Source organism: Nocardiopsis synnemataformans (assembly GCF_965343085.1).
Taxonomy (GTDB): Bacteria; Actinomycetota; Actinomycetes; order Streptosporangiales; family Streptosporangiaceae; genus Nocardiopsis; species Nocardiopsis alborubida.
Window position 1 is genome coordinate 1 of sequence record NZ_CBDRFA010000025.1, and the last position, 12,934, is coordinate 12,934.

At 72.7% G+C, this 12,934-nt stretch carries 12 protein-coding genes and 1 tRNA gene; 6 read left to right on the forward strand and 7 right to left on the reverse strand.

Annotation, left to right across the window (positions count from 1 at the left end):
- On the reverse strand, positions 1–848 hold an 848-nt coding region (locus tag ACSIH6_RS16130), incomplete at its 3' end, for a helix-turn-helix transcriptional regulator (protein ID WP_435109117.1).
- 86 nt (positions 849–934) lie between these two features.
- On the opposite strand from ACSIH6_RS16130, the gene ACSIH6_RS16135 reads away from it, so the two are divergent.
- On the forward strand, positions 935–1,717 hold the full coding sequence (locus ACSIH6_RS16135) for an SDR family NAD(P)-dependent oxidoreductase (protein WP_435109118.1): 783 nt from the start codon (positions 935–937) through the stop codon (positions 1,715–1,717).
- A 153-nt stretch (positions 1,718–1,870) separates the two neighbouring features.
- The gene (locus tag ACSIH6_RS16140; protein ID WP_435109119.1) at positions 1,871–2,146 is read left to right on the forward strand and encodes a DUF4031 domain-containing protein; all 276 of its coding nucleotides are present in this window, start codon (positions 1,871–1,873) and stop codon (positions 2,144–2,146) included.
- 89 nt (positions 2,147–2,235) lie between these two features.
- Here the strand turns inward: ACSIH6_RS16140 and ACSIH6_RS16145 are convergent, their stop codons facing one another.
- The 3 genes from ACSIH6_RS16145 to ACSIH6_RS16155 are packed head-to-tail and all read right to left on the reverse strand — an operon-like array spanning position 2,236 to position 5,253.
- Positions 2,236–2,892, reverse strand: coding sequence for an HD domain-containing protein (locus ACSIH6_RS16145; protein WP_435109120.1), 657 nt, complete (start codon positions 2,890–2,892; stop codon positions 2,236–2,238).
- 47 nt (positions 2,893–2,939) lie between these two features.
- The gene (locus tag ACSIH6_RS16150) at positions 2,940–3,602 is read right to left on the reverse strand and encodes a response regulator (protein WP_435109121.1); all 663 of its coding nucleotides are present in this window, start codon (positions 3,600–3,602) and stop codon (positions 2,940–2,942) included.
- A gap of 40 nt (positions 3,603–3,642) precedes the next feature.
- Positions 3,643–5,253: a sensor histidine kinase gene (locus ACSIH6_RS16155; RefSeq protein WP_435109122.1), complete on the reverse strand. Its 1,611-nt coding sequence runs from the start codon at positions 5,251–5,253 to the stop codon at positions 3,643–3,645.
- A 398-nt stretch (positions 5,254–5,651) separates the two neighbouring features.
- Here ACSIH6_RS16155 and ACSIH6_RS16160 point away from each other — a divergent pair, with 398 nt between their 5' ends.
- Together ACSIH6_RS16160 and ACSIH6_RS16165 are read left to right on the forward strand one after the other, a co-directional pair.
- Complete coding sequence (locus ACSIH6_RS16160; RefSeq protein ID WP_435109123.1) at positions 5,652–6,905, forward strand: MFS transporter; 1,254 nt, start codon at positions 5,652–5,654, stop codon at positions 6,903–6,905.
- Between the two features lie 108 nt (positions 6,906–7,013).
- Entirely contained in the window at positions 7,014–7,481 is a 468-nt protein-coding gene (locus tag ACSIH6_RS16165) for a VOC family protein (protein ID WP_435109124.1), read from the forward strand.
- Positions 7,482–7,589: 108 nt separating this feature from the next.
- On the opposite strand, the gene ACSIH6_RS16170 is transcribed toward ACSIH6_RS16165, so the two are convergent.
- On the reverse strand, positions 7,590–8,360 hold the full coding sequence (locus ACSIH6_RS16170) for a DeoR/GlpR family DNA-binding transcription regulator (protein WP_435109125.1): 771 nt from the start codon (positions 8,358–8,360) through the stop codon (positions 7,590–7,592).
- Between the two features lie 255 nt (positions 8,361–8,615).
- Between ACSIH6_RS16170 and ACSIH6_RS16175 the strand changes: the two genes are divergently transcribed.
- Both ACSIH6_RS16175 and ACSIH6_RS16180 read left to right on the forward strand, forming a co-directional pair.
- The gene (locus ACSIH6_RS16175) at positions 8,616–9,335 is read left to right on the forward strand and encodes a glycerophosphodiester phosphodiesterase (RefSeq protein WP_435109126.1); all 720 of its coding nucleotides are present in this window, start codon (positions 8,616–8,618) and stop codon (positions 9,333–9,335) included.
- Positions 9,336–9,418: 83 nt separating this feature from the next.
- Complete coding sequence (locus ACSIH6_RS16180) at positions 9,419–10,039, forward strand: TetR/AcrR family transcriptional regulator (RefSeq protein WP_435109127.1); 621 nt, start codon at positions 9,419–9,421, stop codon at positions 10,037–10,039.
- Between the two features lie 164 nt (positions 10,040–10,203).
- Here the strand turns inward: ACSIH6_RS16180 and ACSIH6_RS16185 are convergent, their stop codons facing one another.
- A complete protein-coding gene (locus tag ACSIH6_RS16185) occupies positions 10,204–12,144 on the reverse strand; it encodes a GDSL-type esterase/lipase family protein (RefSeq protein WP_435109128.1) in 1,941 nt (646 codons plus the stop codon).
- A 636-nt stretch (positions 12,145–12,780) separates the two neighbouring features.
- Positions 12,781–12,854, reverse strand: a tRNA-Ile gene (locus tag ACSIH6_RS16190).
- Positions 12,855–12,934: the final 80 nt, after the last annotated feature.

Consider the following 12,934-nt stretch of genomic DNA (forward strand, 5'->3'; position numbering starts at 1 on the left):
CCCGGATACACGCTGGCCCCGGCTCCGAGGACGCCCAGAAGAGCCAGGGCCTCGGCGCCGGGGGACCCCGGCGGCGCGCTGTAGAGCACGAGGTGCTGGTCGCGGTCCGTGAGCGCGAGCGCGTCGCAGTCGACGGTGACCTCCCCGACGACCGGGTGCCGGAAGGTCTTCGTGAGCGTCAGCGCGGCCTGCACGTCGTGCCGATCCCAGAGTCGGACGAAGTCGGGGCTGGCGTCGCGAAGCTCGTCGACGAGGCCGGTCACCGCGGGGTCCCTCGGGTAGCGGGCGAGAGTGGCGCGGAGCTCCATGACCACCTGGTGCCGGAAGTCGGCGGCGTCGGAGACCCCGTACGGCGCCGTGTCCGGCCGCGTCGGCCCGAGGAAGGCCCGGCGCGCGAGGTTGCGGTCCTTCGGGGCGAGTTCGGAGAAGTCCTCCATGAGCGCGGCCGCGAGGTCGTTCCACGCGAGCACCTCGAACACGGCGGACATCACGAAACCGGCTGTCGACGGCAGTCGTTCGAGGAGCGCGAGGATGCTGGGGCGGACGTCGCGCCGGTGCAGCCGGGTACGGCTCGGCGCGGTGCCCGCGAGGACGTGGAGGTGGTCGGACTCGGCGTCCGTGAGCCTCAGTGCGCCCGCGATCCCGGCGAGGACCTCGCCCGAGGGTCGTGGCGCCCTGGCCTGTTCGAGCCGGACGTAGTACTCCGTGGAGATGTGCGCGAGGACCGCCACCTCCTCGCGGCGAAGACCCGGTGTCCGGCGACGCGGGCCCGAGGGGAGGCCGACGTCCAGCGGTCGGAGTCGTTCGCGGCGGCTGCGGAGGAACGCCCCGAGTTCCTGTTTGTCCATACTCCGATTCTGCACGCAGTGCGGCGGCGGATCCTGGTACCGCCTGTGCCTGTATCCGCCCCAGAGGTTGAGCTGACATTGTCAACATGACGAACGACATCGACATCTCACCCATCGGCCTGCTCACCGGCAAGGTCGTGTTCATCACCGGTGCCAGCCGGGGGATCGGGGCGGCGGCGGCCCGGCTCTTCGCACGGGAGGGCGCGGCCGTCGTGCTCGCCGCCCGCGGCACGGACGCCCTCCAGCGGATCGTCACCGAGATCCGCGCCGACGGCGGCGACGCGGAGGCGGTGACCATGGACCTCACCGACCGGGCGAGCATCCGCGCGGCGGTCGAGCGCGCGGAGGAACTGCACGGCCGACTCGACGGCGCGTTCAACAACGGTGCCGCGGTCCAGCGGCCCGGTCCGCTGGACACGACGAGCGACGAGGACGTCGAGACGCAGTTCACGGTGAACTTCCGGGCGCACTGGACCGCGATGGCGGTCGAGGCCGAAATCATGCGCCGGGCCGGTGGCGGGGCGATCGTCAACACCTCGAGCATCGGCAGCCGCCGCGCGAATCCCGCGCTCCCCGCGTACGGCGCGATGAAGCGCGCGCTCAACAGCATCACCGAGTCCGCTGCCGTGACCTGGGGGAGCCAGGGCATCCGCGTGAACGGCATCACCCCCGGCGGTACCGCGACGGAGATGATGGAGGCGTGGGAAGCGGTGTCCCCGGGCATCGTCGAGCGCAACAACGCGGCGACCCCGCTCGGCCGCATGGCCGAGCCCCGTGAGGTGGCCGAGGTGGCCGCGTGGCTCATCAGCGACCGGGCCGCGATGGTGACGGGCGCGATCGTGCCGGTGGACGGCGGCGCCGGCGCCTGAGACTGAGCCGACGCGGTGACGCGGCACGAAGCGGTCCTCGCCTGGTGCGGTGGCGAGGGCCGCTTCCCCGTGCGGACCGCGGCAGGCCGCCCCTCACGCGCCGCTCCCCCACACGACCGAGAACCAGGACGACAGGGGCTCTAGGCTTCTGGAATGAGCGTTCTCATCGACACCCCGGTCTGGCCGGGGCCGCGCGGCTGGCTGTTCGCGCACCTGGTCAGCGACAGCTCCTACGACGAGCTGCACGCCTTCGCCCGCGCGCTCGGGGCGGACCCGCGCGCGTTCGAGCGCGACCACTACGACATCCCCGAGCACCTGCACGTCCGGGCCCTGGAGCTGGGCGCCGAGCACGTCAGCGGCCGCGAGCTGGTCACGCGCCTGCGCGCGTCCGAGCTGCGGCGGCCCAAGGCCGCCCGGCTGACCGGCTGACCGGCTGACCGGCACAGCCTGACACGGCGGTCCGCCCTCCCCGCACGCGCACGCCGCCGCGTCGCTTCACCCGCCGGACGGCGGCCGGTTCAGGGCGGGGGCGGCTCCACCGGGGGCGGGGCGTTCAGCCGGTCGAGTTCGGCGAGCACGTTCACCCGGGCACGCGCCTCCCAGCGCGCCCGCCCGGACGGGGTGTGGAACAGGTGCGGCGCCTCCAGCAGCGACCGCAGCACCGCGGTCCGGCCCGCGCGGAAGTCCTCGTCGGGAACGTGCCGGTACTCGGCGCGCACCGCCGTGGTGTAGGCCAGGTACTCGTCTGCCGGGGCGGCCAGCACCGACAGGTCGGCGTCGCAGAGCACCGCGCCGTCGGCGTCCCACCTCCCCGGCCGGTGCGTCGCGGTCACCCCGACCAGGCGCACGACCTCGCGGACCCGCGTGGTCCCCATCCCCGTCAGGGACAGCAGCCGCTCGGCGAGCCGCGCGCTCTCGCGCTCGTCCCGTCCCGGGACCCCCTCGTAGACGGCGTCGTGGAACCAGACCGCGTAGCGCACGAGGTCGGCGTCGCGCACCCTCTCCTCGCGGAGCAGCAGGTCGACCGCGCGCAGCACGGCCTCCAGGTGGGCGAGCGTGTGGTAGCGGCGGTGCGGCTCGTTCCAGCGGCCCAGGAGTTCGGCGCCGACCGCCACCGCCTCGGGGCCGTCCCCGGCGAGTCCGCGCCAGGCGGCGTCCAGCCACGCGTCGTTCATAACCCCCAGTCTTCCCCACCGGGGCCGCCGGTCCGCCCGGCACCGGGTCAGGTGGCGGAGGTGTCCACGAGTCCGGCCTCGTGGGCGAGGATGGCCGCCTGCACCCTGTTGCGCATCTCCAGCCGGTTGAGAATGGCGCTGACGTAGCTCTTGACGGTGCCCTCCACGAGGAACAGCCGCTCGGCGATGTCGGCGTTGGACAGGCCCGCCCCGACCAGGGACAGCACCTCACGCTCGCGCTGGGTGAGCTCCTGGACCCGGGCGACGGCCGCCGCCTCCCGGGCGGCCCGGGGCCCGCCGAACCGGGCGATGACCTGGCGTGCCACCTGGGGGGACAGGTAGGCGCCGCCGTCGGCGACCGCGTGCACCCCGGCGATCAGCTCGCGCGGATCGCCCGCCTTGAGCAGGAAACCGCTGGCACCGCCGCCGAGCGCCTGGGAGATGTAGCTGTCCTCCCCGAAGGTGGTGAGGATGACCACGGCGGTCTCGGGCGCGACCCTGCGGATCTCCACCGTGGCCGCGAGGCCGTCCATCCGGGGCATCCGGATGTCCAGCAGCGCCACGTCGGGGCGGTGGGAGAGCGCCAGGTCCACGGCCTCGCGGCCGTCGGCGGCCTCGGCCACCACCTCGATCTCCGGGTCGCTGCGCAGGATCGCCCGCACCCCGGCGCGGATCATCGCCTCGTCGTCGGCGAGCAGCACCCTGATCACGTCTGTCCCTCTTCCCCGTGTCCGTTCCGGAACCGCGTGGTCACCGTAGCGGCGCCTCACCCTTGGTCAGCAGGCGCCCCTCGGCGAAGCACAGCTGGTAGAACGTCATCTCTCCGCCGAAGAACACGCTGTTGCCGCGGTAGTAGCTGCACGCGGCGCCCGGGGGAACGGCGTCCTCCTCCAGCATGCCCACGTCCATGTACACCGAGTCCTCGGGCAGCACCGCCTCGACCTCGGCCTGGGGGTCGCCGACGGTCAGGGCGGCGAAATCCTCGGGGGGCAGGGTGGCCCGCTCCATGTTCGTGACGCTGATCCAGCCCAGCGTGAACACCACCACCACGGCCGCGACGACGGGGACCAGCGCCAGGGCCAGCGTCCAACCGCGCACCCGGCGGCGGGCGGCGAGCTGGAGCTGGTCGATCTGGGCCGTCTCCCCGACCTCGTCGAGCCCCGCCCCTGCGGTGCCGTCCAGCGGCATGGTCGCGCAGACCTCCCAGCCGCCGTCGCCGTCCGGTCCGGCGGCGAAGGAGCCCCCGGTCAGGCGGACGCGCTCGCGCAGGCCGATAAGCCCGCGCCTGCCGCCCGGACCGGTGTCGGGGCACGGCCCCGAGGGCGCGGAGTTGGTGACCCTCGCCTCCACCCGCTCCCCGCTCGTGGTCAGCCACACCGTCACGTCGGCGCCGGGGGCGTACTTGGCGGCGTTGGTGAGCGACTCCTGGACGACCCGGTGGACCGCCCGGTCGACCATCGGCGGCAGGCCGCCGGTCTCCCCGTCGCGCACCAACACGACCCGCATGCCGGAGTCGCGGACGCGCTCGACCAGGGTGGGGACGCCCTCGCCCGCGGGGGACATGGGCGCGGGTTCGGTGTCGGCGCGCAGCACGCCGATGATCTCCCGCAGGCGGTGGGTGGCGTTGACGGCGGTGACCCGCAGCTCGGCCGCCGAGCGGCGGTGCTCCCCGTCGAGGTCGGGGCTGACCTCCAGGGCCCCGGCGCGCAGGGCGATGAGGCTGAGCTCGTGGCCGAGGGAGTCGTGCATGTCCTGGGCGATGCGGGAGCGCTCGCGGAGCCTGGCCTCGTCGACGGTGAGACGGTGCTCGCGCTGGAGCTGGCGGGCGTGCTCCCATCCGGCCTCGGCCAGGGCCACGTGCTGGCGCCGGTAGACGCCCACCAGCCAGGGGAACACCACGCTGAACACCATGGTGCTCACCGTGGCGGTCCACCCCGCCGGGTCGTCGGGCCACAGCAGCGCCGCGACCACCATCCACAGGACGGTCGCGGACGTGAAGAGCACCAGCGCCGACCACACCGTGGGGACGCGGCGGCCCGCCAGGTAGGCGACGCACAGCAACAGGACGCTGAACCCGTACACCCAGAACGAGCCGAGCAGGGCCACGACCAGGGCGAGCAGCGGGTAGAGGCGGCCGAGCACCACGGTCAGCGCGGTCAGCGCCACGGCGGCGCCCGCGGTGGCGAGCGCCTCGGCGGCGGGCATCCCCCCGGAGAGCCAGCGGACGAGCATCTCCCCCAGGCACAGGACGGCGATCGCGGCACCGAACAGCACGTCGCGCCAGACTGCGCCCCGGGTGGGCCAGCCCCCGAGCGGGGACAGCGCACGCCGAAGGCCCGCGCGCGGTACGGAGAGGTCCATGCCGGTGAACCTACACACCGGGAGCGGGTCGGCGGCACCGTCGAAAGTCAGGGTGGAACCTCCCCCTCCGGGGAGCGGTACGGTGCGCCCACCCGCCCTTCCCCGCGCGGCGCACCCCACGGCCCCGACGGCGCCATCACCGGCGACGGGCACCCGCCTTCCCCACGCGGCACATCCGGCGCACGCGGCGGGAGGCCCGTCGGGGGTCCGGAAGCCACCACACGGACACCGGAAGGCCCACTGGGACCCCGGAAGTCCCCACACGGATACCGGAAGGGCTTCCGCCCGCGGACGTCGGCCATATCATGGGATGAATTTTGGCCCTTCCGCGATGACCCGAGCCACACGGCCGTGCCGGGGTCCGGGGGTCGGGAACCACGACCGCGGACAGGGGCCGGATGTCACCTTTGGACACGCTGCGACGCATGCACCACATCGCCGGGTGGCCGCTGCTCCTGAGCACCTTCCTCGCCCGCCTGCCCATCTCCATGTCCCTGATCGGCCTGCTCACCCTGGTCACCACCACGACCGGGAGCGTGGCCGCCGCCGGTGCGGTGACCGGGGCCTTCGCGCTCGGGGAGACCGTGGGCGGCCCCGTCATCGCCCGGTTCGCCGACCGGCGCGGGCAGCGGGTGCCGGTGCTGGTCACCTCCCTCGTGGACGCCGTGCTCGTCACCGTGCTCGTGTCCGCCGTCCTAGCGGGGGCCTCCGCCCCGGTCCTGGCCGTGCTGGCCGCCGTGGCGGGTCTGTGCATGCCCCAGATCGGCCCCATGGCGCGCACGCGCTGGGTGGTGCTCATCCGGCGGGGACCGCACCGGGGCGAGGAGCGCGAGCGCTCGGTGTCGGCGGCGATGTCGGTCGAGGGCGTGTTGGACGAGGCCGCGTTCGTCCTGGGCCCCGCCCTGGTGGGCCTGCTCACCGTGACGCTCTCACCGGCCGCGAGCGTGCTGGGCGCGGCCGTGCTCATCGGCGTGTTCGGGGCCGTGTTCGCCCTGCACCCCACCGCTCCGCCCGGGACCCCTCCGGTGCGCGGCGCCGGGGGCCGCATCGCCACGCCCGCGCTGCTGGTGCTGGCCGTCCCCATGTTCTGCCAGGGTCTGTTCTTCGGCGGCATGTCCACCGGTGTGACCGCCTTCTCGGCCGCCTCCGGGCACGGGGACCTGTCCGGGCTGATGTACGCGGTGATGGGCACCAGCAGCGCCGTCGCGGGCCTGCTGATGGCCTCCGTCCCCATGGGCTTCCCGCTCACGGCGCGGACCCGGATCGCGGCGGGCGCTCTGTTCCTGCTCACCCTGCCGCTGTACGCGGCCCACGGCGCGACCGCTCTGGCGGTGGCCATCTTCGTCCTGGGCGCCGCGATCGGCCCGCACATCGTGAGCCTGTTCGGGCTGATCGAGAGGGCCGCCCCGGCGAGCCGCCTGTCGCAGTCGATGGCCGTCATCCTGAGCTGCCTGATCCTGGGACAGGCGCTGGGATCGACGGTCGCGGGCGTCCTCGCCGACGCCCACGGCCACCAGGGGGCGTTCGTGCTGGCCACACTGGGCGGCCTGGTCTCCTTCGCGGTGACCGTCCTGGTGATGCGCACCCGCTGGTACGTCCGCGACGAACCGTCCTCTCCGGCGGTGGTGACGCGTTCCACTCCGGGCCGCTGAGAGGCGCAACCGGGGAGGTCAGGGAGCGTATTCGGGTGATTCGGGGAACATCAGGCGTTAAACCCGCGTTAAAGAGGGACCCATCATTCTGACTCCGACCTAGGCTCGATGATCGTGCTCGATCTACTGGCCACCATCGGCCCCCGCCGCAGAGAGGTGCCCGTGCCCCAGCTCAACGGGCTCGCCCGCGTCACCCTGTCGGTCCGCGACCGCGACGAGAGTGTGCGCTTCTACCGCACGGTCCTGGGTTTCCGTGTCCTCGGCAAGCGCGACCACGAGGGCACACGGCGCACCGAGTGCCAGCACCCGGCCTCCGGGCTGCTGCTGGCGCTCATCCAGCACCGCGACAACTTCAAGGGCAGGTTCGACCGTAGGCACTGCGGCCTGGACCGCCTCACCCTGGGCGTCGAGAACCTGGGTGAGCTGGAGGCCTGGGAGGAGCGCTTCGCGGAGATGGACGTGGAGCACTCCCCGGTGATGCACGGCGAGGAGGGCTCCACCCTGCTCTTCTACGACCCGGACGGCACCGAACTGGCCCTGTACGCCCACGCGGAGCTCGACGCCGACGAGGACTGAGCCGCGTCAGGCCGTGACCGGGACCTCCGCGTTCCGCGCCGCCGACCGGGCGCGGAAGCGGGCTCCGGCGGACCGGCGCCGTCGGAGGCCTCCGACGGGCACGCGGCCCTACTCCACCTCGACCAGCTTCAGGCGCACGTCGCGCTCGGCGAGGTCGTCCACGGCCGAGCGCGGGAGCCGGTCGTCGGTGATGATCAGGTCGAACTCCTCCAGGCTCGCCACCCTGAAGGTGCCGAACTTGCCGTACTTGGTGCTGTCGACCGTGAGCACGCTCTTGGAGGCGATCCGCAGCAGCGCCTGCTTGGCGACCACCTTGGCCTCGGAGGGCGTGGTCGACCCGCGCTCGACGTCCCAGGAGCTGCTGGCGATGAAGGCCAGGTCGACGTTCACCTGGCGCAGGAAGTCGGCGGTGAAGCGCCCGACCGAGGAGTGGTCGGAGTGCGAGACCACCCCGCCGGTGTGGATCAGCTCGATCCCCGGGTACTCCATCAGGTGGCCCACGACGTTGAAGTCGCTGGTGATGACGGTCAGGCCGACCTTGTCGGTGAGCAGGGGGACCATCTGTAGCGTGGTCGTGCCCGCGTCCAGGTAGATGGTGAAGTTCTCCCGGACCAGATCGGCCGCCGCGCGCGCTATGGCCCGTTTGGCGGGTACCTCCAGCTGCGCCTTGGCCAGGTAGGAGGGCTCACTCTTGAGCCGCGCAGCGAGCCGCACCCCCCCGGTGACCGACAGCACCTTGCCGTCGTTCTCCAGCGCCTGGATGTCACGCCGGACCGTCATGTGGGACACGGACAGCATCGACGTGAGCTCGTTGATGCTCAGCACGTGGCGCTCCTGAAGGAGCTTGAGGATGTGCTCTCGTCTCTGGTCCGGAATCATCGTTCGCCTCACACTCCAGGGACGGTCATGGGGCACCGTGCGGTCACGACGCCGTGTAACAAAGTTTCCCAGCTCGCCGCACTCCGTCGGCGTCCTCACGACGTGAGTCCGCTCGCAATCGTGGCACCACGTAACGGAATCGGTAACGGGAGCACCGGTCCGCGCCGGGGCCGCCCGCGCGGCCGCGCCCGCCTCCGGTGGGCGTTTTTCCTGTTTGCACCACGTAAGGCGGAAGTCTTTGCCACCCTTGACGGCATGACGTTGTCCATCGCACTGCGCGGAGACACCGCACGCTTCCCGGGAAACACGCTCCCGGCCCTGCGTTCAGCCTCGCTTGCCGGGGCGGACCTGGTCAAGATCGACGTCCACCTCACCTCCGACGGCTATCCCGTCCTGGTTGACGAACGGCTCGTGGCCCTTCCCGGTTCCCCACCCCGCCCCGTGGGGGAACTGACCCTGGCCGAACTGGCCTCCGCCCGCGACGACGTGGAACGGCGCGTGCCCACGCTGATGGAGGTGCTCGCCGAGTACACCGGCGACGCTCCCCCTCCCCTGCTCGTGGACGCCTGCGCGCCCGAGGCGGCGCTGGCGGCGGACGGGCTCCTGCGGGCGCGCGGGTTCGGCGACCAGGTGCTCTTCACCGGTTCCACCGAGACCCTCGACGCCCTGCGGGGCCGCAGCCCCGATGCCCGGCTGATGCTGGCCTGGGACAAGCCGGGCCCGCCACCCGAGGACGTGGTGCGGACCCTGCGGCCCGCCTTCCTCGGCACGCACTACACGCTGCTGACCCGAGACCTGGTCTCGGAGATGCACCGCCGCGGCTACCTCGTCACGGCGTGGACGGTGAACGACTTCCCCGAGATGGCACGCGTGGTGGGCATGGGCGTGGACGCGCTCGCCACCGAGCGGATCGAGGACCTCGTTTCGCTGACCAGCGGCCGGGAGCGGCGGGCACCGGCCGCCGGTCCGGCCTGAGGGCGGAGGCCAGGGAACCGATCCGATGAAGACCGCACGCCCTCCCTCTCTCCGGGGGCGTACTCGAAGCGATGAGACACCACATGACGGCCGACGCATCCCCTCACGCGCTCCGCACCACGGCCCCCGTCCTGGACTGCGCGGCGCGCCTGTTCGCTCAGCACGGCTCACAAGGTCTGGCGATGTCCGAGCTGACCTCCCGGATCTCGGCCGAGACCGGGGCCGACCCCGCCGCGCTCAGACGCGCCTTCCCCACCCGGTTCGACCTGGCCTACGCCGTCGTGCTGCGCTCCACCCGGGAGCGTGTGCACGGGCAGCTGGCCGCGGACCGGCCGGACCGGCCCGCGATCGAACGCATGTCGACGCTGGTCAGGCGGCACGTGGAGACCGGTTGGCAGCACCGCGCGGCAACCGCGCTGGGGCACGAGCTGCTGCCGGTGCTGCGCGCCATCCATCCGGCCCGCCACCGCGAGGTCAGCTCCCTGACGCGGACGTACCGCGAGCACGTCCGCGGCATCATCCTGGACGGCGTGACCCGCGGGGCCTTCGGGGTGCGCGAGCCCGGGCGGGTCGCCGACGACGTTCTGGAGACCTTCGACTCCCTGCTGCACTGGTACGACCCCGGGGCCGGGCTGAGCCTGGACGACCTCGGCGCCGTCTACGTGGACCTGGTCATCCACCACCACCTGGGGTGTCCGCGCTGACCGGGCTACCGGGGCGGGTCCCGGGGGCGCCCACCGACCCGCTCCATACGCCGTGATCTCGTACCCGTAGCGAGATTCGACGGCTTGATGTCAAGCGGCTGTAAGCGCAAGATCATCGCAGGTCAGAGGCCCACGCATCACAGCGGCGACACTTCCGGCCGGTGCTAGCCGCCGACAAGCTGGTAGAGGTCCACGGACTCAGCCAGCGCGCGCAGTCCGGCATCCCCCGGGTGGAGGTGGTCGCCCGAGTCGTAGGCCGGCAGCATGCGGCTGGGGTCCTGCGGGTCGCGCAGGACCGCGTCGAAGTCCCACACGCCGTCGAAGGGCGAGAGGGTGTCGTTCGCCTGCGCCCGCAGGCGGGTGTTGACCTGCTGGCGGGCCCGGTCGACCTCCTCGGTGCAGCGCAGCTCGCCCCCGCAGGGGCCGAGCGTGGCCACGAACACCCGCATGCCGTGCTCGCGGGCCAGCCCCGCGATCTCCTCGATTCCGTTGGTCACCGACTCGGGCGGGGTGCTCCAGCGCAGGTCGTTGATCCCGGCGAAGATGACCAGGGTGTCCACCCCGCTCTGGGCCAGCACGTCCCGGTGCACCCGGTGGGTCAGCGCCACTCCGGTGGGGTTGGTGGAGACGCCCTCTCCCGGGTAGCCGTCCCTGATCACGTGGTTCCCGGCCACGCCGAGGTTGAGCACGCCCGGGTTGGGCAGCCCCGGCTGCTCGGACAGACGGGCGCTGAGCACGTCGGGCCAGCGGGCGTGGGCGTCGGGGGTGGAGCGGATCCCGTCGGTGATGGAGTCGCCGAAGGCCGCGATCGCGCCCGGGCCCCCGGAGATCTCCACCGCGGCGAGGAAGGGCCACTGCGCGACCCTGCCGGTGAACGGCTGCCCCGTGGTGTCCAGGGTCAGGTCGCCGCTGCCGGACGCGCTGGTGTAGTTGGTGTCCACCGAGGCGTAGTGCACCGGCGCGGTGGTCACCTGCTCGGGCACGTGGATGCTGACCAGCACGTCGGTCTGCGGCGGCAGGAGCATCTCGACGGGGTCGCTGAACACCTGTCCCCCGGCCGGGATGACGGTGTCGGAACGTCCCTCGAAGGTGAGCGGGACCGCGGCGCCGCGGGTGGCGGCGCCGGTCCCGCGCAGTGCCACGGAGGCCGCGCCCACGGTGACGGGGGCGGCGGCGAAGGTGTTGTCCAGGCGGATCCGGACCGTGTGGCCGCCGGTGGTGGTGCGCACCGACAGCCGCAGGGTCTGGTCCCGCCAGGGGCCGACCTCCATGTAGCCGGAGGTGGCGCGCGCCCAGGTACCCGTCCACTCCGTGTCCGCGGCGCGCCCGCCCACGGAGAACACGTGGATGCGGCCCGCGTCGTCGGCGGTCTCGGGCAGCACCACGTGGGAGATCTCGCGGGCGGGGTCCACGGTGACCCCGCGCGCGTACAGGCGCGCCGCGCCGAGGGTGGGGCTGGGACCGGCGTGCCGCGCGGAGTTGGCGTAGGGCAGGGTGAGCGCGGCCTCGCTCGCGGGTCCGGCGGTCCAGTGCGGGACGGACAGGGTGAACTCCTGCTCCCGTCCGTCGGCGTAGACCACACGGCCGGTTCCGGTGGCCTCGGCCTCGATGCCGTCGGTGCGGGTCGCGGTGGCCAGGAAGGTGAGCGACCGGTAGCGCTCGTCCGCGAGCCGGAGGAACTGGCCGTCCGAGACCAGGTGGTCGGGGCGGCCGGGGGCGTAGTCGGGCAGTTCCATGGGCGTGCCGAGCAGGACCACCTCGCGGCCGGGCGTCCAGCCGGCGGCGGCCAGCGCCTGGGAGGACAGGCTGTTCCCGGCGCCGTCGAGGTCGACGGTGGCGACGGAGGTGTCCCGGGAGACGCCGATCCGGTCGACGAGGCCGCTGAAGGGGATGGCGTTCACCGCGGGGACCGTCTGCTCCCTGGGCTCGGAGGGCCCGGCGCCGTCGTCCCGGGAGACGGCGGTGTTGACCACGACCACGAGGAGCACCGCCACGGCCGCCGCGGCCAGGCCGCGCAGCAGGCGGGGGTGGGGGTTCACCCGTTGCCGGTGGGTTCCGCGCCGCCGTCTGCCGTCCGCTCCCAACGCTCGCCTCTCCCCCCGCATGCATCTGTCCACCGACTGTCGGACGCCGCCGGGCGCGCGGTGGTTGTTGAGACGTGGACCACCGCGTCCCTCGGAACGGCCGCCAGTGTAAACGAGCCGCCACCGCCGGGCGCGGAGGTTCCGGGATGTACTGGACGGCGGGTCGTATGGCCTGCGACCTGCACGGAACGGGAAAACGCGAAGGAGCGTCGGATTCGGGCAGGAGTGCCGCCATATTCGTCCGATGTCGGACCGGAAAATCGGACGTCCTTTATTCGGATACCACAGCGAGGACTTCCCCGGAAGGAAGGAACATACCAAAGGCCCTATAAGTAGACAAAATACAAGCGAGGAAACGGGCGCCGCAGCCTCCCCGCCCCGTGGCGCCACCACTCCCACCCGCACCCGAAGGGCACCGGGGCACGGGGGCGCGGTGGAGCCGGCACCGCACGTGGCGCGCGTGTTGGGCTCCCTTTCCGGGAACGGACGACCGCCGCACCGCGGAACGGCGCCGCCGACCGCGCACCGACCAAACTCCGGCGCCTATTGCACGGCCTCCGGACCGCGGTGGCGGTTCCCGGGCACAGCTCGCGGCAAAGAAAGCACCGCTGCCCTGTATCTACAGGTCAGCGGCGCTTTTTTCGTGTTCGGGGAGGGTAGGCCGGGCAGGACTCGAACCCGCGACCCAGGGATTATGAGTCCCCTGCTCTAACCAACTGAGCTACCGGCCCGCCGTGATCGGCAAACGCCATCCTAACAGGGTGGGTCCGACGTTTCCCCGCCCTAAATCCGTTACCGGACAGGGCCTCCC